General features: G+C 62.4%; 26 protein-coding genes. 3 read left to right on the top strand and 23 right to left on the bottom strand.

The genetic code is table 11. From position 1 onward, the window contains the following. Positions 1–22: 22 nt before the first annotated feature. Positions 23–916 carry an AraC family transcriptional regulator gene (locus P3S72_RS23135; RefSeq protein WP_276194381.1) on the bottom strand — a complete coding sequence of 298 codons (894 nt, stop codon included), beginning with the start codon at positions 914–916 and terminating at the stop codon, positions 23–25. Positions 917–1,097: 181 nt separating this feature from the next. Between P3S72_RS23135 and P3S72_RS23140 the strand changes: the two genes are divergently transcribed. Beyond that, complete coding sequence (locus P3S72_RS23140) at positions 1,098–2,150, top strand: NAD(P)-dependent alcohol dehydrogenase (protein ID WP_276194382.1); 1,053 nt, start codon at positions 1,098–1,100, stop codon at positions 2,148–2,150. Here the strand turns inward: P3S72_RS23140 and P3S72_RS23145 are convergent, their stop codons facing one another. From P3S72_RS23145 to P3S72_RS23170, 6 genes are all read right to left on the bottom strand, one after another. Beyond that, positions 2,151–2,954, bottom strand: a complete 804-nt coding sequence (locus P3S72_RS23145) for an IclR family transcriptional regulator (protein ID WP_276194383.1) — start codon at positions 2,952–2,954, stop codon at positions 2,151–2,153. It abuts the gene before it with no gap. Between the two features lie 100 nt (positions 2,955–3,054). Beyond that, the gene (araH, locus tag P3S72_RS23150) at positions 3,055–4,020 is read right to left on the bottom strand and encodes an L-arabinose ABC transporter permease AraH (protein WP_247408657.1); all 966 of its coding nucleotides are present in this window, start codon (positions 4,018–4,020) and stop codon (positions 3,055–3,057) included. Positions 4,021–4,039: 19 nt separating this feature from the next. Then, positions 4,040–5,539 (bottom strand): L-arabinose ABC transporter ATP-binding protein AraG, encoded by a 1,500-nt coding sequence (araG, locus tag P3S72_RS23155; protein WP_276197983.1) that lies wholly within the window; start codon positions 5,537–5,539, stop codon positions 4,040–4,042. Continuing rightward, positions 5,536–6,522, bottom strand: coding sequence for a substrate-binding domain-containing protein (locus P3S72_RS23160; protein WP_276194384.1), 987 nt, complete (start codon positions 6,520–6,522; stop codon positions 5,536–5,538). Before P3S72_RS23160 ends, araG begins: the two co-directional genes overlap by 4 nt. A gap of 38 nt (positions 6,523–6,560) precedes the next feature. Further along, on the bottom strand, positions 6,561–7,382 hold the full coding sequence (locus P3S72_RS23165) for an SDR family oxidoreductase (RefSeq protein WP_276194385.1): 822 nt from the start codon (positions 7,380–7,382) through the stop codon (positions 6,561–6,563). 154 nt (positions 7,383–7,536) lie between these two features. Beyond that, entirely contained in the window at positions 7,537–8,016 is a 480-nt protein-coding gene (locus P3S72_RS23170) for a GNAT family N-acetyltransferase (protein ID WP_247407386.1), read from the bottom strand. A gap of 190 nt (positions 8,017–8,206) precedes the next feature. Here P3S72_RS23170 and P3S72_RS23175 point away from each other — a divergent pair, with 190 nt between their 5' ends. Together P3S72_RS23175 and P3S72_RS23180 are read left to right on the top strand one after the other, a co-directional pair. Beyond that, positions 8,207–9,403, top strand: coding sequence for an MFS transporter (locus P3S72_RS23175; protein WP_276194386.1), 1,197 nt, complete (start codon positions 8,207–8,209; stop codon positions 9,401–9,403). An 86-nt stretch (positions 9,404–9,489) separates the two neighbouring features. Beyond that, on the top strand, positions 9,490–9,834 hold the full coding sequence (locus P3S72_RS23180) for a hypothetical protein (RefSeq protein WP_276194387.1): 345 nt from the start codon (positions 9,490–9,492) through the stop codon (positions 9,832–9,834). Between the two features lie 16 nt (positions 9,835–9,850). Here the strand turns inward: P3S72_RS23180 and P3S72_RS23185 are convergent, their stop codons facing one another. From P3S72_RS23185 to fabG, 16 genes are all read right to left on the bottom strand, one after another. Beyond that, on the bottom strand, positions 9,851–10,768 hold the full coding sequence (locus P3S72_RS23185; protein WP_276194388.1) for a PfkB family carbohydrate kinase: 918 nt from the start codon (positions 10,766–10,768) through the stop codon (positions 9,851–9,853). Then, positions 10,761–12,227 (bottom strand): cytosine permease, encoded by a 1,467-nt coding sequence (locus tag P3S72_RS23190; protein WP_276194389.1) that lies wholly within the window; start codon positions 12,225–12,227, stop codon positions 10,761–10,763. Before P3S72_RS23190 ends, P3S72_RS23185 begins: the two co-directional genes overlap by 8 nt. A 68-nt stretch (positions 12,228–12,295) precedes the next feature. After that, positions 12,296–13,327, bottom strand: coding sequence for an ADP-ribosylglycohydrolase family protein (locus tag P3S72_RS23195; RefSeq protein ID WP_276194390.1), 1,032 nt, complete (start codon positions 13,325–13,327; stop codon positions 12,296–12,298). Then, positions 13,324–14,037 carry a GntR family transcriptional regulator gene (locus P3S72_RS23200; RefSeq protein ID WP_276194391.1) on the bottom strand — a complete coding sequence of 238 codons (714 nt, stop codon included), beginning with the start codon at positions 14,035–14,037 and terminating at the stop codon, positions 13,324–13,326. The genes P3S72_RS23195 and P3S72_RS23200 overlap by 4 nt, the downstream gene beginning before the upstream one ends. 70 nt (positions 14,038–14,107) lie before the next feature. Beyond that, positions 14,108–14,668 (bottom strand): DUF1285 domain-containing protein, encoded by a 561-nt coding sequence (locus P3S72_RS23205; RefSeq protein ID WP_276194392.1) that lies wholly within the window; start codon positions 14,666–14,668, stop codon positions 14,108–14,110. Between the two features lie 16 nt (positions 14,669–14,684). Continuing rightward, positions 14,685–15,290: a DUF4823 domain-containing protein gene (locus P3S72_RS23210; protein WP_276194393.1), complete on the bottom strand. Its 606-nt coding sequence runs from the start codon at positions 15,288–15,290 to the stop codon at positions 14,685–14,687. 206 nt (positions 15,291–15,496) lie between these two features. Further along, a complete protein-coding gene (locus tag P3S72_RS23215) occupies positions 15,497–16,465 on the bottom strand; it encodes a radical SAM protein (RefSeq protein ID WP_276194394.1) in 969 nt (322 codons plus the stop codon). 114 nt (positions 16,466–16,579) lie between these two features. Next, positions 16,580–17,248, bottom strand: a complete 669-nt coding sequence (locus P3S72_RS23220; RefSeq protein ID WP_276194395.1) for a TetR/AcrR family transcriptional regulator — start codon at positions 17,246–17,248, stop codon at positions 16,580–16,582. A gap of 445 nt (positions 17,249–17,693) precedes the next feature. After that, entirely contained in the window at positions 17,694–18,479 is a 786-nt protein-coding gene (locus tag P3S72_RS23225) for a TatD family hydrolase (protein WP_247405608.1), read from the bottom strand. A gap of 63 nt (positions 18,480–18,542) precedes the next feature. Continuing rightward, complete coding sequence (locus P3S72_RS23230; protein WP_253398150.1) at positions 18,543–19,532, bottom strand: DNA polymerase III subunit delta'; 990 nt, start codon at positions 19,530–19,532, stop codon at positions 18,543–18,545. Continuing rightward, the gene (tmk, locus tag P3S72_RS23235) at positions 19,525–20,157 is read right to left on the bottom strand and encodes a dTMP kinase (protein ID WP_276194396.1); all 633 of its coding nucleotides are present in this window, start codon (positions 20,155–20,157) and stop codon (positions 19,525–19,527) included. Before tmk ends, P3S72_RS23230 begins: the two co-directional genes overlap by 8 nt. A 19-nt stretch (positions 20,158–20,176) precedes the next feature. After that, positions 20,177–21,307, bottom strand: a complete 1,131-nt coding sequence (gene mltG, locus P3S72_RS23240) for an endolytic transglycosylase MltG (RefSeq protein WP_276194397.1) — start codon at positions 21,305–21,307, stop codon at positions 20,177–20,179. A gap of 1 nt (position 21,308) precedes the next feature. Then, positions 21,309–22,124 carry an aminodeoxychorismate lyase gene (gene pabC, locus P3S72_RS23245; protein WP_247408289.1) on the bottom strand — a complete coding sequence of 272 codons (816 nt, stop codon included), beginning with the start codon at positions 22,122–22,124 and terminating at the stop codon, positions 21,309–21,311. After that, complete coding sequence (gene fabF / locus P3S72_RS23250; protein ID WP_276194398.1) at positions 22,124–23,368, bottom strand: beta-ketoacyl-ACP synthase II; 1,245 nt, start codon at positions 23,366–23,368, stop codon at positions 22,124–22,126. Before fabF ends, pabC begins: the two co-directional genes overlap by 1 nt. Positions 23,369–23,493: 125 nt before the next feature. Further along, positions 23,494–23,730 carry an acyl carrier protein gene (gene acpP / locus P3S72_RS23255; RefSeq protein ID WP_003442511.1) on the bottom strand — a complete coding sequence of 79 codons (237 nt, stop codon included), beginning with the start codon at positions 23,728–23,730 and terminating at the stop codon, positions 23,494–23,496. A gap of 192 nt (positions 23,731–23,922) precedes the next feature. Beyond that, on the bottom strand, positions 23,923–24,666 hold the full coding sequence (fabG, locus tag P3S72_RS23260) for a 3-oxoacyl-ACP reductase FabG (RefSeq protein WP_276194401.1): 744 nt from the start codon (positions 24,664–24,666) through the stop codon (positions 23,923–23,925). Positions 24,667–24,671: the final 5 nt, after the last annotated feature.

Below are 24,671 nucleotides of genomic sequence, written 5' to 3' on the forward strand. Positions count from 1 at the left end.
AATCCCGTTGAGCCAGGGAGAATCAGGCCGCGCGCTCTTCGCCGGGATTGCGCTCAAAGTAGCGCTTATATTCGCGACTGAACTGCGACGTACTCTGATACCCCACGCTATGCGCCGCCTGCGCCACGCCCATGCCTTCCACCAGCAACAACTGCTGCGCCTTGAGCAACCGCAAACGCTTCAGATACTGCACCGGCGACAACAAAGTGCAGCGCTTGAAGTGTTCATGAAAGGTCGACGCACTCATGTGCGCATAACCTGCCAACGTCTCGATATTCAGCGGCTCGGCGTAATGGGCGTGCAGGTGATTCAACGAGGTGGCGATTCGTGAAAACTGCCCCTGCTGTTCCACCAACGCGCGCAACACATCCGCCTGGGGCCCACGCAACGCGGTGAACAACAATTCACGCACCCGCGCCGGGCCCATGATCCGGCTTTCCAGCGGATCGTGCAGGCATTGCAACAGCCGCTCGACGCAGCCACGCATGGCGTCATCCAATACCACCGAACTCATCGACTCCAAGGTCTGCGCGGTCGGCGGCGGCCCGGCCTGCATGCCCATGGCCATCACCAATTCGCCCAGCACCACCCGATCAATCCCCACCGTTACCCCCAACAGCGGTGCGCCGGGCGCCCGGGCGAACGTCTCGCATTCGAACGGCACCGGCATCGCCTGGATCAGGTAGTGCCCCGCGCCGTACTCCAGGGTACGCGGGCCCAGGTACGCGACTTTGCTGCCTTGGGCGACGAACATCAGGCTCGGCTCATAGATCTGCGGCCCGCGCGCGACGTCGCAACTGGCGCGCAACACTTGCACACCCGGCAGGTGGGTCGGGGAGAAACCGTCGCGGGGCGTCAGCCTCTCGATCAAGGAAACCAGGGTGGCGTTGGCGTCGAGATGGCGGGTCAACAACATGGCAAAAAACTTCGCTAATAAGGGATGAGAGCATCATCGCAGGTCGAGCGCCCCGTGCATCCAAACCAGAGGCACTCCCGGACGAATAGGCATGAGACTCGGAGCAATCGCCATGGTCGCCTGCGGGGTCGGCGCGGAAAATGGCCCACCTCACTTGTCACTGCTTTTGCGAGGTTTGCCCATGTACACCGCTATCGGTTATGCCGCCCAGTCGGCCACCACTCCCCTCGCCCCCCTGTCGTTTGAACGCCGCAGCCCGCGCGCCGATGACGTGGCGATCGAAATTCTGTACTGCGGCGTCTGCCATTCCGACATCCACCAGGCCCGCAACGAATGGGGCATCGCCGTGTACCCGCTGATGCCGGGCCATGAGATTGTCGGCAAAGTCAGCGCCGTCGGCGCCAACGTCACCGCGCATAAAGTCGGCGACCTGGTCGGCGTCGGCTGCATGGTCGACTCGTGCCGCCACTGCGCCGCCTGCCAATCGAACCTGGAGCAATACTGCCTCGAAGGCCCGACCATGACCTACGCCACCCCGGACCGGGTGGATGGCAGCAACACCATGGGCGGCTACTCCGACAGCATCGTGGTCAGCGAACACTTTGTGGTGAAGATCCCGGCCAAGCTCGATCTGGCCAGCGCCGCACCGATCCTCTGTGCAGGCGTCACCACCTACTCGCCGCTCAAGCACTACGGTGTGAAGGCCGGCGATAAAGTCGGGATTCTCGGCATGGGCGGCCTGGGGCATATGGGCATCAAGTTCGCCAAGGCCATGGGCGCCGAAGTCACGCTGTTCACCCGTTCTGCGAGCAAGGCCGAGGAAGGCCGGCGCCAGGGCGCGGATCATGTGATCGTGTCCACCGACGCCGCGCAAATGAAAGCCGCCGCCGGGCACTTCGACTTCCTGCTGGACACCATCCCGGTGCAGCACGACCTGAACCCCTACCTCGATGTGCTGCGCTTTGACGGCGTGCATATCTTGGTCGGTCTAATCGAGCCGGTAGACCCGCCCGTCAACGCCGCCAAGCTGGTGCTCGGCCGTAAAATGCTGGCCGGTTCGCTGATTGGCGGCATCGCCGAAACCCAGGAAGTCCTGGATTTCTGCGCCGAGCATGGCATCACCTGCGACATCGAAATGCTCGACATCCGCCAGATCAACGAGGCTTTCACGCGCATGATCGCCGGCGATGTGAAGTACCGCTTTGTCATCGACATGGCGACCTTGAAGGCCTGATCAGGCCTTCGCGCCCAACTGCGCAGATAGCCGCGCCGCGACCTGTTTGATCACGGGAATCAGCTCGGCCATTTTCTCCAGCGGCATGTAGGGCACGGTACTGGCGATGCTGATGCCGGCGACGATTCGCCGGCTGGCATCGCGCACCGGTGCCGCCACGCAGCGGATCGACGGCTCGTTGTCTTCCAGGTCGAACGCATAACCGCCCACCACATACTCACGCATGCGCTGCTCGAATTGCGCCCAGGATTGCTCCGGGTGTTGCGGCCACTGCAGGTTTTTCCCTGCCGTCGGATGGCTGACTTCGTACAGGCGCTGCCACTCTTCGACGCTGTCATCCAACAGCAACGCCTTGCCGATACCAGTCCGCGCCAGCGGCATGCGATGGCCGACCCGCGAGCGCATTTCCGGACCGTTGCGACCGGGGTTCTTGTGCAGATAGAGCACGTCGTCGTCTTCACGAATCGCCAGGTGGATGGTGTCGCCGGTCAGCGCCGACAACTCGTCCAGATATGGCACCGCCAGGGTCACCAACGGCAACTCTTCGCGCGCCTGAAACCCCAGCTCGATCAGCTTCGGCCCCAGCAGGTAGCCGACTTGCGGCACCACGCGCAGGTAGCGCTCCTCCACCAGGCAACTGGCCAGGCGGTGCGTGGTGCTGCGGGTGGTGCCGATGCGCCGGGCGATCTCTTTCAGATCCCGCGCACCGGCCGCCACCGCCTGCACCACGCCCAAGCCACGCAGCAAGGTCTGGGTGCCGGTGGGAGCGGCGTCTTTGACGGGGGTGTGGGCGGTTTCCTGCATATCGGGCCTATGTGGTGGTACGAAAACGAGCGGCATTATGGCAAATACCGAACCTCAATACAGTTGAGATCCAAATGTGGGATCTTCACATGGCATGCATTCAGCGCTGCTTCATGCGGTCGATGATGACCGCCAGCAACAGGATCGAGCCGCGGATCACGTACTGATAGAAGGTGTCGATGTTCTTCAGGTTCATCGCGTTCTCGATGATCGCCAGAATCAGCACCCCGGCGATCACATGGCGGATCATGCCGATGCCGCCGCTGAGCGACACCCCGCCTAGCACGCAGGCGGAAATCACCGTCAGCTCAAAGCCCTGGCCGATCATCGGCTGGCCGGAAGTCATGCGTGACGCGAGGATCACCCCGGCCAATGCGCCGATCAACCCGTGTACGGCAAAGATGATGATCTTGGTGCGGTCGACATTCACCCCGGCGAGCAATGCCGCTTCCTGGTTGCCGCCGATGGCCATGGTGTTGCGCCCGTAGGTGGTGTAGTTGAGCAGCCAGCCGAAGAACACAAAGCACAGCACGGTAATGATGATCGGCACCGGCACGCCCAGCAGTTGGCCGTTGCCGAGCACGAAGAAGCGCTCGTCCATCACGCCGACCGCCTTGCCGTTGGAGAAGATGTAGGCCAGGCCGCGCACGATCTGCATGGTCGCCAAGGTGGCGATCAACGCATTGATGCGCAGCTTGGCGATGACGATGCCGTTGATCAGCCCCACCACCAGGCCCATGGCCAAGGCCGCCGACACGCCGAGCAGCACACTGTCGGTGTCACGAATCACGATCCCGGCCACCACGCCGGCGCAGGCGATCACCGAGCCCACCGACAAGTCGAAGTGCCCCGAGGCCAGGCAGAACAGCATGGTGCAGGCCGCAATGCCCACCGTGGAAATCGCCAGGCCCAGGCCGCGCATGTTCAGCGGCGAGAGAAAGTTATCGATAAACAGTGCGCTGAGCACAAAGATGCCCAACGCGGCGAGCAGCATCACCCAGTCATCGAGAAACTTGCGCTGGTTGAAACCCGGCCAGAAGCCTTTTGCAGTTTTTACCTGAGACATACCTGTGCCCTCGAATTCTTCAAGCCCGCATCCGCGGGAGTGCCAGTTGCAGCAGCCGTGCTTCATCCGCTTGTTCGCGGCTCAATTCACCGGTCAGGGCGCCTTCGCACAGCACCAGAATGCGGTCAGAAATCCCCATCACCTCCATCAGGTCGCTGGACACCACAATCACCGCGATACCACTGGCCGCCAGGTCATGGATGATCTGGTAGATCTCCGACTTGGCGCCGATGTCGATGCCCCGCGTCGGCTCGTCCAGCAGCAGCACCTTCATCGGCATCGACAGCCAGCGGCCGAGAATGGCCTTCTGCTGATTGCCGCCGGACAGGTACATGATCTTTTGCTCGGCGCTTGGGGTCTTGACCTTCATCGCGCTGATTTGCCGGCCGGCGTTGCCCTGCTCCCAGCCCTCGCGCAGCAGCCAGCCAAACCGGGAATGGGCACCGCGCGCGCTGATGTTGATGTTCTCGGCCACGCTGGACAGCGGGATGATGCCTTCCTTCTTGCGGTCCTCCGGGCACAGCAGTACGCCGGCGGCGATGGCGTCGCGGGGTGAACGCAGGTTCAGGCTTTCGCCGCACAGTTCCAACTGCCCCGCCGTGGCGCGCTGCAAGCCGCTGAGCAGGCGAAACAGCTCGGTACGCCCGGCGCCGACCAAGCCGAACAGGCCGAGGATCTCGCCCTTGCGCACGTCAAAACTGATCGGCTCGCGCAGGCCAGGGCCGAGCAAACCGTCGACCTTGAGCGCCACGTCGCCGTGCGCGCGCGGGCGATAGTCGTAGATGTCCTGGATATCGCGGCCGACCATGCAGGTGACCAACTGGTCGTGGCTCAGCGCGCTCATGTCGTCGAAGGTGCGCACGTAGCGGCCGTCCTTGAACACCGTCACCGCGTCGCAGATGCGGAACACTTCTTCCATGCGGTGGGACACGTACAGCACCACTTTGCCCTCGTCGCGCAGGCGCGTGATGATCGCCATCAGCCGGTCGATCTCGCGGGCCGACAGGCTGCTGGTCGGTTCATCGAAAGCGATCACATGCGCGCCACGGGACAGCGCCTTGGCGATTTCCACCAGTTGGCGCTGGCCCAGGGACAGCCGCCCGAGCTTCTCCTGCGGGTCGATTTCATCGGCCAGGCCCTTGAGGCAGGCCAGCGCCTGCTCGCGCAGCCGCCGGCGGTTGACCACGCCGAAGCGCGCCGGCAAATGCCCGAGGAACAGGTTTTCGGCGACGCTCATTTCCGGCACCAGATGCAACTCTTGGTGGATCACCGCGACGCCGCTGGCAATGCTGTCGGCCGCGCATTTGAAGGCCATGGTCTGCGCGCCGATCTGCACACTGCCGCTGCTCGGGATGTAGGCGCCGCCAAGGATCTTCAGCAGCGTCGACTTGCCCGCGCCGTTCTCGCCCATCAGCGCGTGAACCGAGTGCGGCCGCGCTTCAAAGCTGATCTGCGCCAGGGCTTTCACACCGGGAAACTCCTTGCCGATGCCATTGAAACGCAAGGCCGCGCCGGTCATTTCCACAGCCCGATCTTGGTCAGTTCTTCCTGGAAGTTGGCGCGAGTGATCAGCGTCACTTCGTCCATGGCCGTGTATTTCGGCGGCTGCGTGCCTTTGGTGACCCACTCGTACATCATCAGCGCGGTGTTGTAGCCCTCGATGTGCGGGCTTGGCAGCATCGAGCCGAAGAAGCCGCTGTTGGCTTTCTTCAATTCGCCGATGGCGTCGGTGCCATTGATGCCGATGCCGATCACATTCGCGGCGGCAAACCCGGCGCTTTCGGTGGCGCGCACGCCGCCGAGCACGGTGTTGTCGTTCATGCCGCCGATGATCAGGTTTTTCGCGCCGCTGGGCAGCTTGACCAGGGCCGAGTTGGTGGCGTCCATGCTGCCGGGCACGTCGAGGGTCTTGAGCGCGGCAGTGAGGATGTGGTCCTTGGGAATGCCCGCTTCTTCGAGGGATTTGATCGAGCCGTCGGTGCGCTTTTTACCGGTGTCGAGTTCGTTGAAAGTGGTGATCACCGCGTAGGTGTCTTTCCAGTCCCAACCGCGTTTTTTCGCCTCGGCGGCCATCGCCGCGCCTTGTTTCTGGCCGACTTCAAAAGCGGCCATGCCCAGGTACGGCACGTCCTCCATGAAATTGCCCTTGGCGTCGACGAAACGATCATCCACCGCGATCACTTTCAAGCCGTTGGCTTTGGCCTTGGCGACGATGGCCGGGCCGAGGGACACGTCCGGCGGGCAGATCACAAACCCCTTGGCGCCGTTAGCGGCCAGGCTGTCGATGGCCGAGAGGGTTTTCTCGCCGTCGGGCACGGCGATCTTGATCACGGTGAAACCATGTTCCTTGCCGGCTTTTTCGGCGAAGGCCCATTCGGTCTGGAACCAGGGTTCTTCGGCTTGTTTGACCAAAAAGCCGATCTTCACTTCTTCGGCAACGGCCAGACTGCTGAGGCCGCTTAACGCGATAGCGGCGGTGAGTACGCGTAGGGCTTTTTTCATGAACGGCACCTCTTGTTGTTATTGGAGAGTGACAAGTTCTAGTCGTGGTACATCACTGACCGCCCGCCATCGATCATCAGGCAGGTGGCGTTGATAAAGGGCGCCTCATCGGTGGCCAGAAACAGCGCGGTCATCGCCACCTCAACAGGCTGGCCGATGCGCTTGGGCGGGTGCAGGTCGAACGCGCGCTGGCGCTCGGCCTGGGGGTCGGGGAAACCGTTCCAGTAGTCGACGTTGAGCTGGGTTTCGATATAGCCCGGCGCGATGGCATTCACGCGGATACCCTTGGACGCGTATTCGATGCCGAGGGCGCGGGTCAGGCCGAGCAGGCCGTGTTTGGCGACCGGGTAGGGAAAACAGCCGGGAATGATGTGGCTGGAATGGCTCGAGGCGATGTTGATGATGTTGCCGATGCCCTGCTCGATCATGTGCGGCAACACCGTGCGGCAGCCGTACCAGGCACCGTCGAGGTCGATGGCGAAGCAGCGTCGCCAGTCCTCGTCGGTCATCTGCAACGGGTCGCGGAACACATTGACCCCGGCGCAGTTGACCAGCACATCGACGCGGCCGAAGCGCTCGATGGCCAAATTGACCAGCGCCTGCCATTGCGCCTGGGACGTGATGTCGACCGGCTGCGCGTAGATCTCGGCGCCGCGTTCGCGCCAGTGAACGGCGACTTGCTCGACCTTTTCGGCCTGGATATCGGCGATCACCAACCGTGCCTGCTGGGCCTGGAAGCAGGCAACGATCGCCTCGCCAATGCCTTGGGCGGCGCCGGTGATGATCACCACCTTGTGCTTCAGCCGCTCGCCATAGGTGGGTTCGGGCACGGCGGGGAGTGACAGAGGGTGTGCCTGCATCGCTTCACCTGTTTTATTTTTGGTAGTGAGTGCTGATGCAGCCGACTATAAACCCAGACCTTTAAATATCTCAATATATAAATTTACATCCCACATAGTGAGAGATCGCGTAAAAAAACCGGCGTCGGGATGCCGGTTTTCATCGGGGTTTTCATCAGCCCTGGGCGAAATCCCGCAGTGCTTCGCCTTCCATGCGGTAGCGCACCCACTCTTCCTGGGGCTGGGCGCCGATGGATTTGTAGAAGGCAATCGCCGGCTCGTTCCAATCCAGCACGCTCCACTCGAAACGCCCGCAGCCGTTGTCGCAGGCGATCTTCGCCAGGTGGCGCAGTAACTTCTTGCCAGCGCCGCCGCCGCGTTGCTCGGGGTTGATGTAGAGGTCTTCGAGGTACAGGCAGTTGCTGCCCAGCCACGTGGAATAGCTGAAAAAGAATACCGCGAACCCGATCGGCAATCCGTCGCGCAGGCAAATCAGCCCATGGGCAGTCGCGCCCTCGCTGAACAGGCTGCGCTCGATGTCCACCACACTGGCGATCACTTCATGACGAGCCCTCTCAAACTCGGCAAGCTCGGTAATGAAAGTCAGGATCTGAGCAGCATCGCTGGGCACGGCGGGGCGAATCTCGATGGTCATGGGCGCGCCTTGGGTAAATTCAAAGGCCACATACTAAGACGGATTGATGACAGATTGCAGTGCAATTTCGGGATCGCCAAAGCGACTTACTCCGTTGCGGGCTAATGCAAGCGCCACCAACTACAGAACAATCCGCCCGGACGTGCATGGTAGAAAGTCGCCATAACTCCAATGATTCCAAGGCGTGCTCATGAACTCCACAGCCCCGGTGGGCGGAAAATTATTCGCCCTGTTTTGCCTTGCCAGCTTCCTGTTGTCGTTGTCCTACGGCTCGACGTTTCTGCTGTCGTTGCTGATTCATTCGCGCGGTGGGAATGAGCATGACGCCGGCAGCGTGATTTCCACGGCGATGCTCAGTACCTTCGTCGCGGTAGTGCTCTCCGGGCATATGGCCGACGCGTTGGGCGCGGCACGAGCGATTGCGGGGATGGGCGTGTTGCTGGTGGTGGCCTGCCTCGGTTTTGCCCTGACGCCGGGGTTTGGCCAAGGCTTGATGCTGTTCGGGCTGGCCCTCGGATTGGGCTGGGGCGTGTTCTATACACTGGGCCCGATCATCGTGACCTTGCTGGTTGAGCCCAGGCTGCGGGCCAAGTACTTTGCGCTGCTGTCGGGCAGTATGTTGAGTGGGATCGGTGCCGGGCCTCTGCTCGGACGAGCCACCAGTGCGCTGGACCTGCCCCTGACGACCGCCTTCTATATCGCTGGGGTGGCCAGCCTGGCCGGGGTGGTGCTGTTCTGGCGATTGGGCGCACAACTCAAGCGTCACGCGAATGCACCGACGTCGAGGATTTCCCTGGCCGCCATCCGCCGGGTACTGTCTTCCAAGGCGGCGTTCGCCATCTTGATGGTCGGTCTGGGCGGTTGCGTGTTTGGCGGGCTGTCATCGTTCCAGACCAGCTACGCGGCCGCGCATGGGTTGGACTATTCGCTGTTCTTCGCGGGGTTCCTGAGTGCCGCGATCACCAGCCGCCTGTTGATCGCCGGCTTCGTGGTCAAGCGTGATGCCTATCGGGCGGCGTGTGTGTTGTCCGGGATCATGCTGGGGTCGATTGCACTGTTTGCGTTTGGTGTGAGCGGTAACCTCAGCTACCTGCTGGCGGCTGCCACGTTGGGGGTCGGGTACGGCCTGACATATTCGGTGATCAATGGGCTGGTAGCCCACGAATCGCCGTCCGGCACTACGTCCCAAGCGTTGCTGCTGTTCAGCCTGGCGTATTTTGTCGGCGTCTTCGGGTTTCCCTGGCTAGCGGGCAGGATCATCGTCGACTACGGCCTGCCGACATTGATGATGGGCGTACTGGCCATCGCCGCCCTGAACTGGATGATCACCGTGGCACGCCTGATAGCGCGCCACCTCTCGGCACACAAAATCTTACAGGTGTCCTGAGACCGCTCGTCGGCATCCAGGCACGAACAGCAAATGAGGGCTGACCAATAAAGGGTAAGGACATTAATCCTAATGGAGACACCCTCATGAAGCATTCCAAGTGTGCCGCCCTCGCCTTCACCGCGCTGTTGTCCGCTGCCTCGCTGAGCGCCTTCGCCGCGTCCTCGTCTACCGGCAAGACTGATCCGGTCGACACTCCGCCGAGCTCGGCGACCCAGGAATCCCAGGACTCGATGGGCACCGGCCTCGACACCAATGGCGGCGCGATCATCGACAACGGCGCCGACCCGCGCACCCAAGGCAACGACACCCAGCGCCAGGCGCCGGCGGCCGTCGGCAACGGCAAAATGGGCCCAGGTGTCAATCAGCCGAATATCAACAAGGGCGACGACTCGAATATCCCTGGCGCACCGAAACAGCCTGCGCCTTGATGCATCGAATAGGGGGTTAGTCGGCTAATAGCGCATCGACTTCGGCGGTGCCTGGAGAAGTCGCCGGCCCCCAGCGCGTCACCGCCAAAGCGGCTGCCGCATTGGCGCGCCGCGCCGCGTCGAGAGCGTTCAAACCGTTGGCCAAACCGGCGATAAACACGCCCGCGTGCGCATCTCCCGCGCCATTGCTGTCGACCGCCTGCACCTTGAAGCCGGGCACATGCTCGAGCGCATTCGCCCGCCCGACCCAGCAACCCTTCGGTCCATCGCGCACCACCCGTAGCGTTTCGGCGGGCAGGTGCTGGTTGAGCGCCAGCAGCGCCTTGGCAATATCCACCGCGCCAGTGAACGCCACGGCTTCGGGGCCGTTGCTGGTCCAGATGTCGATACGCGGCAGCAGCGCGCGCATCAACGCCGAATCCGGCGCCTTGACCAGCGGGCCAGGGTCGAAGACCACCGCAATCGCCCGTGGCAGCGCCAGTAGCCAGTCGATCAGCGGCTGGGCCTTGCCGTCGAGGAGCAGGCTGTAGCCACTCACGTACACGTAGTCATCGGCACGCGGCACCACGCTGGCCAAGTCCTCGGCACTCAGCTCACCCTCGGCGCCCAGATGGGAGATGAAGGTGCGCTCGGTGCTGGCTTCTGTCAGCGCCACGCACAGGCCGGTGTCCTTGCCGCGGCTGGCAGGCAGCGCCATGTCGATGCCTTCGGCCTGCATCGCCGCGCGGGCCAGATCGCCGAAACGCCCAGTGCCATGGCGCCCCAGGTAGACCGCCGGCAGCCCGTTGCGCCGCGCCGCCGCCATCACATTAAAGCCGCCGCCGGCTTCGAAACTGGCCGATTGCGCCAACACATCGCCGCCGCTCGCTGGCAATTGATCGAGGGCCATGACCAGGTCGACGATGACCTGGCCGGTGTGCAGCAACCTAGGCATTGGCACGCTCGACGAACACCGGACGCCGGTCAGCGGCGCCGCCCAATGCCGCATACATCCCGCCGGCCACCAGGAACGTCACGATCCAGCCCAGGCCGTTGTGGCCCAGCCAGGAATCGGACAACGGCCCGGCGAACCAGATGTTGTCGGCGGTGGTGCCGATGGTGGTGAAACTGAACCCGAGCCCGATCGCCACGGCCCAGGCACCCAACGCACGCCATTCCACCCCGCCGTGGTACCAATAGGCGCTGCTTGGGCTGACGTCCAGCAGGTCCTTGGGGCTGTAGTAATGACGGTGAATCAGGTCGACCACGAAGATCCCCACCCACGCAGTGATCGGCACCGCCAGTAACGAGATGAAGGTGATGAACGGGCCGTAGAAACTGTCGGCGATCAGCATGAAGTAGATGGAGCCGGCGAAGATCGCCACGATATCGACGATCACCGCGTACACGCGCTTGACCTTCAAGCCGAGGGTCAAGGTAGTGAGACCGGCCGAATACACCGACAGGTTATTGGACAGCAACAGCCCGCCAAACGCCGTGATCAAGTACGGCACGGCCATCCAGGTGGGCAGCATGTCGCGGATCGCGACGATCGGGTCAGTCGCCGACGCCAGGTCGTTGTTGCCCACCGACAGCAGGCCCCCGAGGGTGATCAGCAGCACCAACGGAATGCCCGCGCCGAACGCGGCGGATGCCACCAGGCGCACGGCCTTGACGCTGCGGTGCTGGTAGCGCGACATGTCGGCGCCGGCGTTGGCCCAGCCGATACCGGTGCCGGCGGCCATGGTGCCGATACCGATGAGCATCGCGCTCAAGGGCGCCGGGGTGGCGTTGAACACTGCGCTCCAGTCGATGGTGGCGCAGAGGAAGCCGCCGACCAGGAGATTCAAGGCGCCGAACACGTAGGTCGCCCACTTCTGGATCACCAGCAAGGTGGCGTGGCCCAGGCCGGAAACGGCCAGGGTCAGCAGCACGAAAATAGCGATGAACAGCAGGGTCAGCAGCGGCGCACTTTTCGCCGCGACCGGGGTTTGGAACAGGATCGTACACAACGACAGCAACACGAAGGCGGCGGTGGTGGTGTTGACGGTTTCCCAACCCAGGCGCGACATCAGCGACACCAACGTCGGCCCGATATTGCCGCGCACGCCGAAAATGGCGCGGGACAGCGTCAGGCTCGGCGCGTGCCCACGACGCCCGGCAATCGAGATGACACCCACCACCGCGAAGGAGCCAGCGGCGCCGAGAATGGCGACGATGATCGCCTGCCAGATGGCCAGGCCGCGAAACGCAACCAGGGTGGCGCCCAGCGGCAACCCCAGGATGCTGATGTTGGCCGCGAACCACACCCAGAACAGTTGCAGTGGATGGCCGTTGCACTCGCCTTCGGGGACCGGTTCGATGCCGCGTGTTTCCAAGCGCCCGGCGCTTTGGCCGAAAGTGGACGTACTCATGTGCGGGTGCTCCTGGTGCCGGTATTGTTAGGGTTGTGGCAAATTCGCAAAGCGCAATCTTGATGCGGTCAATGTGCGAGCGGGCCGGCCTGTGGCATCTGGCGCAAGGTGAGCAGCCCGTCAACCAACGGCTGCAACGCCAACCCGTTGACCTGCTTGACCTGTTCGATCATCGCCGCAGGCCAGCACTGCATCCCCAGGCACGCCCCCAGCATCGCGCCGAGGATCGCGGCGATGGTGTCGGTGTCGCCGCCCAGGCTGGCGGCCAGGCACAAGGCGTCGAAGGCATTCATCGCGCCCACCGCCACTTGCTGCGCGAGGGCGAACGACACCACCACCGATTCCTGGGAAGCGACGGAGGTGCCGATCAACTCATAGAGCAGGTCGGCGAACAGCGCCTTGTCGCCACTGGCGACGCTCAAGGTCCGCGCCCAACTGATGCGCGTGGAAATACGGCCGCCGGCCACCCAGTGCCCGTGGCGTTCGGCCTGCTGGGCGATCTGGGTGCCGACGTTCAGCGCTTCGCCCAGGTCCGCCCCGTTGATCCCGGCCGACACCACTGCCGCCACCGCCGCAGCGCTTGAGATGCCCAGGCTGGTGTTGTGAGTGACCTGGCACGCCTGGATCACCGCCTGGATGAACGAAGCAGGGTCGCGGACATCGGCGGCAATCCCCACCGGCGTGATGCGCATCGCTGCGCCGTTGGTGGTGCCGTAGCGCCCGGATTCTTCAGGCGTATGCCCGGTGAGGATCATATCGATGGCGCGCTTGGTCGAAGGGCCCAGCAGGTCCTGGGAACCCTTGGCGCGCATCCGCGCTTCCCAGTCGATCAGGCGCTGCGCGAGTACGCTCGGCGCGATCGTGCCCTGGCCTTCCACCAGCAACTCGCCGACGAGGATCGCCTGCTCGGTGTCATCGGTGATGGAGCCGGCGGGCATGTTCGGTGCGATGGGTTGGTCGGCGTCGGCATCTTCCAGGCCGGTGATGGCACCGAAGCGAGCCCTGATTTGTTCGCGGCTCAGGGACTGGGTCGGCATGCCCAGGGCATCGCCCAACGCCAGGCCGTAGAAGGCGCCGAGGGCGCGACTGTGCGCGGTCATTTCGCCGCGCCAAACTGCAGATGCAGACGAAAATGCACAGGGTCGAGCAGACTTTCGACGTACTCCATGAAGCGCTCGCGCCGGTCGTAAGTGGTGCGCGACGCCTTGAGAAACACCGTGCGCGCCGGGCGGCCGAGCAGCTCGGCGTCTTCATCGGTCAGGGGCTCGGCGCCGATCCATTGATCACCTTCGGCGCCGACGTAACCGTAGGCGGCCAGGGTGATGGTCAGGGAGTTATCGATCAGCCCGACGCGGGGCAGGCCTTCCAGGCCACCCGAGGCTGGCATCAGCGAGCGTTCCAGGGACACTGCGCGGCCATCGGCGGTGCGTCGACGGCGGTCGAGGGCAATAAATTGGTCGCAGCCGAAACGGCTGAACAGGTCCGGGCGGGTCACGGCTTCGAAACGCAGGATATCGGTGCTCACCAGGGCGCCGGTGTCGGCCAGTGCCTGAGCCCAGCCGCTGCGTTGGTCGAGCACCATGCCGTCGAAGGTGACGATGGAGCCAACGCCGCTCTGGGTGGCAATGTAGTGGCGGCGCTTGAGCTCGGCCAGGGCTTCGCGCAATGTGCCGCGACTGACTGCAAACTCTTCGGCCAGTTGATACTCACCCGGCAGCAGGAAACCGTCGGCCATCACCCCACCTTCGATACGGCGGATGAGTTCGTCGACGACGCGTTTTTTCTTATCAAATCGGACATGTCTAATCATGTACAAATTGATAACCGAAAGCCGCCGTTTGCAGCAAGCGAATTATTTCAGGGGGAGAAAAAAACCGCCCTCAGGGCTCCAGGCCAATCGGGAAAAACACCCCGTCGCTCCACACGCCGAGCCAGTTCCGACCGTTGATTGGGCGGCTCACCGCCAGCTCGACCAATTGGTAGAACACGTTGCGATGAACCAGCGCTTCGAGGTTGGTGCGCACCCGCAGATAGGGCGAAGGCTCCTCGGTGTCGGGGTCGATCACCACCCGCAGCGGGTGTTCGAGACCAGCCTCAACCTGCTCGTCGACTTGCGTGGTGAAGCGCAACCGTTGGCTTTCGCCCTGCCCTTCGACTTCCAGGGTGACCGCGACAAACGGCGCATCCTCGACGGTGATGCCGACCTTTTCCACGGGGGTGACCAGAAAGTACTCATCGCCATCGCGCCGGATGATGTTGGAGAACAGCTTGACCATCGGTTTACGCCCGATCGGCGTGCCCTGGTAATACCAGGTGCCGTCGCGGGCGATACGCATGTCGATGTGGCCGCAGAAGTCCGGGTTCCACAGATGCACCGGCGCCGGCCCCTTGCCCTTGGGCAGTTGAGCCAATAGATCATTGGCCTTGGCGGAATCGGTCATGGGGTTCTCCTCTGGCTTACTGATCGCTCATGCCCAGCAGGCCTCGGGCGTACTGCGCCAGGGGGCGGGCGATCAGATCTTGGGGCTTATTGTCGTGGAACGTCAGTAAACCGCCACGACTGTGAATCCGTGCAGTATCAATCAAATACTGGGTGCTGGTCTCGATCAACATGATCTGGATAACGCCACTGTCCAGGCCGACACGGTCAAGGGCCTGCTGATCGGTCCACTCATCGGCGTTGCCGATGCGGTCATCCGCCTTGGCGAAGCGGCAGTACAGCAAGTAGTGAGCGCCGGCCGCACGGGCTTCGGCCATGGCTTGTTCGAGGCCTTCGGGCTGACGGGCGCGGCGCACCATGGGGAAGTATTCGACGAAGCCGTTGAAGGCTTCTTCGGCGACCACGTTCGGTCGCGGATACGCGCTGCCCGGCGGCACGAAGGCGCCCTGGGCGATGAAGATGAAGGAGTCCGGCTGCACGCGAATCGAGGCGGTGCGCCGGGTGTCGCTGTGGTCCAGCAACCCGGCATCGCTCATCTGATAACGGGTGCCTTCGGCCATATCGCTGACGGTCATGCAACCACTCAGCGCCAACGACGCCAGCAACAAAACCAGACTACGCATCCTAATCCTCCAGAAGCCGGTGACGGAAAACCGGCGAATGGACACGAGATGCAGAATCCGCGCCATTTGGAAACAACGCATCACTAAATGTGGGAGGGGGCTCGCTCCCGATGGCAGTGAGTCAGTCAGCTCATCTGGGACTGACACATTGCAATCGGGAGCAAGCCCCCTCCCACACTGGATGGTGTGAAATCCAGGGGGCAGGGTTAGCCGCCGATGATCTTCATGATGGTCGCACCGCCGGAGAACGCCACTTCCTGTTTATCGCCCAGAGCCTTCATCAACAAGCCCTGCAAGGCAGGCAGCGCCTGGTGGCGCGGTTTATCGAGCAGGTCGCCGACATAGTGACGGTTGCTCGACGACAGGCAGCCATGCAGCCAACCGGTGGACGACAGCCGCAACCGTGAACAGGTACGGCAGAACGGCACGCTTTCGTTGGCGATCACGCCAAAGAAGCCCTTGCCCGGCACTTCGTAGCGCACCGCCGTGGCATCCACGGGAGCGTTGGCTTGCAGGTATTCGTGGTGTTCGCCGATCAGGCTAAGCAGTTGCTGAAGGCTGACGAATTGCTGCAGGAACGCATTGGAGTCCTTGGCCAGGTGGCCCATGCGCATCAGTTCGATAAAGCGCAGCTCGTAGCCCCGCTCCAGGCAATAGTCGAGCAGCGGCATCACCTGGTCGAGGTTCTGACCGCGCAGCGGCACCATATTGACCTTGATCTTGATCCCGGCCGCGCGCGCCTGGTCCATGCCATCGAGCACCGTGGCCAGGTCGCCACCACGGGCGATGCTGCGGAAGGCGTCGGCGTTCAGCGTGTCGAGGGAGACGTTGATCCGCCGAATGCCGGCGTCCACCAGCAGCGGCAGTTTGCGCGCCAGCAGTTGGCCGTTGGTGGTCAGGCTGATGTCACTGAGGCCCATCCCACCCACGGCGCCCATGAAGGCTTCCAGCTTGGGGCTGACCAACGGTTCGCCGCCGGTGATGCGCAGGCGTTCGATACCGGCGGCTTCGATCAGGTAAGCCACGCCACGGGCCATGGCCTCGGCCGAGAGTTCGTCCTGGGCAGCCACCAACCGCTTGCCGTTAGGCACGCAGTAGGTACACGCGTAATTGCAGGCTGAGGTCAGGCTGATCCGCAAATTGCGAAAACGCCTGCCTTGACGATCAACGATCATGGATCACTCCGGCAGAGGATAATTCGGACGCGCTAAAAGCTGACTTATAAATCAGCTTTTAGCAAGCGCCTTACCTGAGTATATTCCTGGGTTACTGCGCCTGGCAGCAAATCATTACGTGGCAGGCGTCTCGGCGGGCGTGGCTTCAACGGGTGGCAGCTCAGCGCTGTGCTTGCGCTTGTTGCCCATGCGCACGCCGATGTCCATCAGGAACTGGAAGAAGCCTTCCTGATCTTCCAGCACATTGCTCCAGAACGGCGAGTGGTACAGCGCCACGGCGCCATGCACCAACGCCCAGGCGGCGCAGTAGTGGAAATACGGCGGCACGTCTTCCAACTTGCCTTCGCTGATGCGGCCCTTGATCAGCAGGGTCAGGCGCTCGAAGTTCGAGGCGCGGATCTTGTGCAACTCCTCGACCATTTCCGGCACCTGGTGGCCCTTGACCACCTTCTCTTCCAGACGGTCGAACAGGCGGTAGCGCTGCGGGTCACGCATGCGGAACTCAAAGTAAGCCCGCGACAGAGCTTCCTTGTCCTTGTCCACATCGGCCGAATGCAGCAGCTCGTTCAGGTCGCGCTCGTAGTCGAGCATCAGGCGCAGGTAGATCTCGGCCTTGGACTTGAAATGCTTGTAGATGGTGCCTTTGCCGATACCTACGGCATCCGCAATCATCTCGACGGTAACGCTGTCTTCACCTTGTTCGAGGAACAACTTGAGGGCGGTATCGAGAATTTCCTGCTCGCGGCGGCGAAACTCACGGACCTTACGGGGTTCTTTTTGCATGAGGAAAAGGTCTGCAGAGGTCGGTAAAGGGAGGGTTGCGCAGGGCCAAGGATACGTGGCGATACGATTTACCCGGTGCGAGAGATTATCCCGACTGAACGGTCGTTGGGCAACGCCTATGTGAACCCGTCACACACATTACTTTCAGCGCGCCAACGAATTCATGGCGCTCAGTCAGAAATAATACATAACGTTTACGCCTGTACATCCGCTCAATGAGAACTCAAGCGAAGCGCGCGTATTCCAAATCTGTTTAAAAAACGACCAGACGCGACTGGACTGAATCGGATACTGATCAATACTTCAACTGTCGGCGCGACATCTCCCCCAAGTGACGCGTCGATCTGGGTACCGACGGACTGTGTGCCCTTGTTTTACTCCTAATGGTCTTAACCCGGATTCCCCCCCCAGAACCCGGGTTTTTTTTGCCTGCGCTTTGGCCGCGTTAAACGGCGACGTGAGCCAGCGGAAACAGGCGCTTGAAGTTCTCGGTGGTCTGCTCGGCAAAGCGCTCGTAGGATTCACCGCGCAGCATCGCCAGATAATCCGCCACATCGCGCACATACTCCGGCAGGTTCGGCTTGCCGCGATGGGGAATCGGCGCCAGGTACGGCGAGTCGGTTTCCACCAGCAGCCGGTCGGCCGGCACTTGTCGCGCCACGTCACGCAGGGCGTCGGCATTGCGGAAGGTGACGATGCCCGACAGGGAAATGTAGAACCCCAAGTCGAGGGCCGCCTTGGCCATGTCCCAGTCTTCGGTGAAGCAATGCAGCACCCCGGCCTGGGGCAATGCAGCTTCGCGCAGCAGGCTCAGGGTGTCGGCGCGAGCGCCTCGGGTGTGGACGATGACCGGTTTGCCGGTCTGCTCGGCGGCTTGCAGGTGCAGGCGGAACGACGCCTGCTGCAATTGCGCGGCTTCGGGCTCGTAGTGATAGTCCAGGCCGGTTTCACCAATCGCCACCACCCGTGGGTGGTTGAGTTCGCCGAGCAACCAGTCGAGAGCCGGGGCTTCGCCGGGCTTGAGGTCCAGCGGATGGATACCCACCGAACAATCCACGTCGGCATAGCGATCTGCGAGGGCTTTGACGTCGGCCGCATTGTCGGCGCTGACGCCGATGCACAGGAAGTGCCCGACCCCACGCTGGCGGGCCGCTTCCAGGGCGGCGTCGAGGGAACCGCCGTGTTGGGCGAGGTCGAGGCGATCAAGGTGGCAATGGGAATCTACGAGCATAAGAAATGACAACTTCAATCACGGGAAGGGTCTGGCCGACGATACACCCGTCGGCCACGGAAATTAACGCCGGCCGAGCAAGCCGACCCACTGCACCAGCAGCGCTTCGAGCAACAGCACGCGGTTGAGGTTGGCCTTGCCGAGCACCTTCTGGCGCTGGGCGAGAATCCAGTCCTGGATATTCAGCACCTTGTCCTGCGCGCTTTTCTGCGCGAGGTATTGCACGACCTTGCGCATGTCCGGCAGGCCCAGGCCATTTTCATCCTGGGTCAACTGGTAGCGCAGGATCAGGCTCGACCAGTCGCAGAACCAGTCGAACAGCAGCAGTAAGGGGATGTCCTTCCAGGCAGCTTCGGCCAACTGGCTGGCAGACAGCTCTTGCTTGAGCAGCTTTTTCACCCCGTCCACCACCAGCGCACGTTGCTCGCGCACACCCTGGGCTTGCAGCTTCACGGCGGCCAGGGGTGAGCCGGCGGCCAGGGTCAGCAGCTCGACGCGCTCGGCGGCGGAGCAGTCCGGCAGCGCCTGCTCCAGCCACTGCAGGCTCATCGCTTCGCTGGGCAACGGGCACGCCTGCTGCACGCAACGGCTACGAATGGTCGGCAACAAGCGGCTGGACTGGTGGCTGACCAGCAACAGCACGGTATCGCCGGAAGGCTCTTCGAGACTTTTGAGCAAGGCGTTGGCGGCGTTGATGTTCATCGCCTCCACGGGTTCGATCAGTATGACCTTGCGCCCGCCCATCTGCGCGGTCTGCACCACGAAGCTGACGAGATCACGCACCTGGTCGACCTTGATCGCCTTGTCTGCCTCCTCGGGTTCCAGCAGGTAGTTGTCCGGGTGGCTGCCGGCCTTGAGTAGCAGGCAGGATTTGCACGCGCCGCAGGCTTCCAGGTTGACCGGGCGTTGGCACAGCAGGCTGGCCATCAGGCGTTCGGCGAGTGCGCGCTTACCGATACCCGCCGGGCCGTGCAACAAGTAGGCGTGGGCGTGCTGGGCACGGCCGGCCAGTTGCTGCCAGAGACTGTCCTGCCAGGGGTAGGCTTCAGCCACGGGCGCGCTCCAGCAATGTCGGTAGCAGGGCATCGATGGCGTGCTGCACCTGGGCCAGCGGCTGGGCGGCGTCCAGCAGGTAGTAACGCGCCGGCTCGGCCTTGGCCCGGGCGAGGAACGCGCTGCGCACGGCGTTGAAAAACGCCTGGCCTTCCAGTTCGAAGCGGTCCAGGCGGCCACGCGCACTGGCGCGGGCCAGGCCGACTTCCACCGGCAGGTCGAACACCAGGGTCAGGTCGGGGCGCAAATCGCCTTGGACGAAGGTTTCCAGGGTGGCAATGCGCGCCTGGGACAGGCCGCGGCCGCCGCCTTGGTAGGCATAGGTGGAATCGGTGAAACGGTCACAAATCACCACGGCACCACGGGCCAGTGCCGGGCGAATCACTTCGGCCAGATGCTGGGCGCGGGCGGCGAACACCAGCAGCAGCTCGGCGTCCGGATTCATCTGTTCTTCACCCGGAGCCAGCAGCACTTCACGAATGCGCTCGGCCAACGGCGTACCGCCGGGCTCGCGGGTCAGCACCACCTCAATACCCTCGGTGCGCAAACGCCCGGCCAGGTAATCGCGGTTGGTACTTTTGCCGGCGCCTTCCGGGCCTTCCAGGGTAATAAACAAGCCAGTCACAGGCAGTCCTTAGTCAGAGTCATTGCGGGCTTTGCGGTGCGACGGCGTCCGGCGCAGGCTCGGCGGAGGCGGCAGGTGCGTCGTTCGTCGGCGTGGCGTCTTCCAACGGTTTCACCTGCGGCGCCGGGCTGGAACGGTAATCGGCGCGACGCTTGAGCTGGAACTCACGCACGGCGGCATTATGCGCATCCAAGTCATCCGAGAAAATATGGCTGCCATCGCCCCGTGCGACGAAATACAGGCTGCTGCCCGATACCGGGTTCAACGCCGCATGAATCGCCTCGCGGCCGACCATCGCGATGGGTGTCGGTGGGAGCCCCGCAATCATGTAGGTGTTGTACGGATTGGCTTCCTTGAGATGGGCGCGCGTCAGCTTGCCGTTGTAGCGTTCGCCCAGGCCGTAGATCACCGTGGGATCGGTCTGCAGCAGCATGCCGATCTTCATGCGACGCACGAATACCCCGGCGATCTGCCCCCGCTCCTCCGGCACACCGGTCTCTTTCTCCACCAGGGAGGCCATGATCAGGGCTTGGTACGGGTCGGTGTACGGCGCGTCGGCGGCGCGCTTGCTCCACTCCTGGGCGAGTACGTCATCCAGGCGGTTATAGGCCTTCTTGAGGAACTCGACATCCGTCATGCCGCGCACAAAGCGATAGGTATCGGGAAAGAATCGCCCCTCGGGGAACACCCCAGGGTGGCCGAGTTTGTCCATCACTTCACTGTCACTCAGCCCGGCAAGGCTCTGCACGATCTTTTCATGCTTGGCCAACTCCGAGCGCACTTGGCGAAAATTCCAACCCTCCACCAGCGTCAGGCTGTATTGCACCACTTCGCCACGCTGCCACAAACCGATCAAGCCTTGAGCGGTGAGCCCGGGTGTCAGGCGGTATTCACCGCTGTGCAATGGCTGGCCTTCGAGGTTGAAACGCCAGTAAAGACGCAACCAGAACGCGCCGTCGAGCACCCCGTCGGCTTCCAGGCGATTGAAGGTGCCGGTCGGCGTGGAACCTGCCGGCACGTCGAGCAGTTGCTCCTCGGTCAGGTGCAAGGGCTGCTTCAGGGCTGAGTTGAGCTTCCAGGCCGACACCCCCAACAGCAATGCCGCCGAGAACAGACCGATCAGCAGCAGTAACAACAGTTTTCGTATCAACTCAAATATCCAATAGCGTGCGAACAATGCCCTGCAGTTTACGGGTGAGCGGCCCAACCGGCCAGCTCATCGCAGCGCAGTCGCGCACCGGCCAAATGCCATAAACGCTGTTGCAGACAAAAACCTCGTCGGCCGACTGCAACTGCTCAAGGCTGATATCGGCCACGACCACCGGGGTGCCGAGCGCCTGCGCCTGGGCCAGGATCTCGGCACGCATGACCCCGGCCACGCCGCAACGATTCAGATCGGCGGTCAGCAACACGCCGTTGCGCACCAGGAACAGGTTGCTGAACACGCCTTCGATGACGCGCCCGGACATATCCAGCATCAAACCTTCGGCATGCTCGGCATCTTGCCACTCGGCGCGAGCGATCACTTGTTCGAGGCGATTGAGATGTTTAAGACCGGCCAGCAGCGGCTGCTCGGACAAACGGGTGACGCACGGAAACAGGCGGATACCGTCGGCGCCATGAGCCTGGGAATAAGCAGCAGGCGGACTGCCCTGCAGGATACGGCGCACCGGGGCGCCGGGGTTGATGCCATAACCGCGCAGGCTGTCGCCACGGGTGAGGATCAACTTGAGTACGCCGTCGCCGAGGGCGGTGGCGTAAGCGAGCACTTCGCTGCGGACCAATGCGTGGTCCGCAACCAATGCCAACCGCCTGCAACCTTCAGCCAGGCGTTGCAGGTGGCGGTCGAGCAACACGGGTTGCCCGGCCTTGACGGCGATGGTTTCGAACAGGCCATCGCCATACGCCAGGCCGCGATCTTTCAGGGGCACGCTGTCCGCTGGCTGACCGTCGACCCAGCTATGCATTACTCAGCGAACCGGCGGAACACCAGGGAACCGTTGGTACCACCGAAACCGAACGAGTTGGACAACACCACGTCGATCGGCATTTTCTGCGCTTCGTGAGGCACGAAGTTCAGGTCGCAGCCTTCATCCGGCTCATCGAGGTTGATGGTCGGCGGAGCGACCTGATCCTTGATGGCCAGTACGCTGAAGATCGCTTCGACCGCGCCCGCCGCACCCAACAGGTGGCCGGTCATGGACTTGGTGGAGCTGACCGCCAGCTTGTAGGCGTGCTCGCCGAATACCGACTTGACCGCTTCGGCTTCCGCCAGGTCGCCGGTCGCCGTCGAAGTACCGTGGGCGTTGATGTACTGCACCCGGTCCGGGCTGATCTTCGCATCGCGCAGGGCGTTGGTAATGCAACGTGCGGCGCCGGCACCGTCGGACGGTGGCGAAGTCATGTGGTAGGCGTCGCCACTCATGCCAAAACCGATCAGCTCGGCGTAGATCGTCGCACCACGCGCCTTAGCGTGTTCCAGCTCTTCCAGCACCAGGGCACCGGCGCCGTCGGCCAGGACGAAACCGTCACGACCTTTGTCCCACGGACGGCTGGCGCGAGCGGGCTCGTCGTTGCGGGTCGACAGCGCACGTGACGCGCCGAAACCGCCCATGCCCAGGCCGCACGCCGCCATTTCGGCGCCACCGGCGATCATCACGTCCGCTTCGTCATAGGCAATGTTGCGCGCGGCCATGCCGATGCAATGAGTACCTGTGGTGCAAGCGGTAGCAATCGCGTAGTTAGGTCCCTGTGCGCCCAGATGGATGGACAGGAAACCGGAAATCATATTGATGATCGAACCCGGCACGAAGAACGGTGAAATTCGACGGGGGCCGGACTCGTGCAACGTGCGGCTGGTCTCTTCGATATTGGTCAAACCACCAATACCCGACCCCATGGCCACGCCGATGCGCTCACGGTTGGCGTCGGTGACTTCCAGGCCAGCGTCACGCACTGCCTGAAAACCCGCTGCCAGGCCGTATTGAATGAACAGGTCGAGTTTGCGGGACTCTTTGATCGAGAGGTATTCCTCGACATTGAACCCCTTTACCGAGCCGCCAAAACGGGTGGAATAGGCAGAAAGGTCCGTGTGTTCGATCAGACCGATACCACTGCGGCCAGCCAGAATGCCCTGCCAACTGCTCGACACATCCGTGCCCAGTGGCGACAACATACCCATACCGGTGACTACGACGCGTCTACGCGACACAGCACTCTCCTTTTTCTAATGACGACACTTTGCTTCAGAATCACTTTTCATCAGAGCTAAAGAAAAAACCGCACGCCTTTACAGCAGTGCGGTTTTCCCTGACAGCAAGCGACGACTACAAACTATTACGCCTGGTGGTTAGTAACGTAGTCGATTGCAGCTTGAACAGTAGTGATTTTTTCAGCTTCTTCGTCCGGGATTTCGGTCTCGAATTCCTCTTCCAGAGCCATCACCAGCTCAACGGTGTCAAGGGAGTCGGCACCCAGGTCTTCAACGAAGGAAGCAGTGTTGACCACTTCTTCTTCTTTAACGCCCAGTTGCTCGGCAACGATTTTCTTGACGCGCTCTTCGATGGTGCTCATACCTTGTTTTCACTCCTAATGGACAAATTCAGGCAGCTGGCCAGTGGGTAAGTGTATAGAAAGCCATTTCAGCTTTTCAACTGAAAGGTTCACCCAGTACCCGGTCGGCCACCCGCCTATAAATTAAGTTGCAGCTTTATAACGGATTTTAGACAGCTCGTATGACATTTTTTTGAAGCGATCCGTCACAATTTAACTCATGTACATCCCGCCGTTAACCGGGATTGTAGCCCCAGTCACGTATGCCGCACCGTCGGATGCCAGGAAAGTGACCACATTCGCGATCTCTTGAGCCTGGCCAAGACGGCCCAGCGGAATCTGCGTCAGCAAGGCTTCACGCTGTGCTTCCGGCAGTTCGCGGGTCATATCGGTGTCGATGAACCCTGGGGCCACCGAGTTGACCGTAATCGACCGCGAGCCGACTTCACGCGCCAATGCGCGGCTGAAACCTTCCAGACCGGCCTTCGCCGCGGCGTAGTTTACTTGGCCTGCGTTGCCCATGGCACCCACTACGGAGCCAATATTGATAATTCGGCCCCAACGCGCCTTGGTCATGCCGCGCAAAACGCCCTTGGACAGGCGAAACAGACTGTTCAGGTTGGTGTCGACCACGTCATGCCACTCGTCGTCTTTCATCCGCATCATCAGGTTATCGCGGGTGATACCGGCGTTATTCACCAGAATCGCAGGCGCGCCGAACTGTGCGCTGATCTCGGCCAGTACGGCAGCCACGGACTCATCGCTGGTCACATTCAGCTCAAGGCCGGTGCCTTGCACGCCGTTTTCCTTCAGGGTCGCGGCGATACGCTCGGCGCCCGCAGCGGAAGTGGCAGTGCCGATCACGATGGCGCCCTGACGGCCCAGCTCCAGGGCAATCGCCTGGCCAATGCCACGGCTTGCGCCGGTAACCAGTGCAACTTTACCTTGCAGACTCATGCAGG

This window comes from Pseudomonas sp. D3 (assembly GCF_029320995.1).
GTDB lineage: Bacteria > Pseudomonadota > Gammaproteobacteria > Pseudomonadales > Pseudomonadaceae > Aquipseudomonas > Aquipseudomonas paraveronii.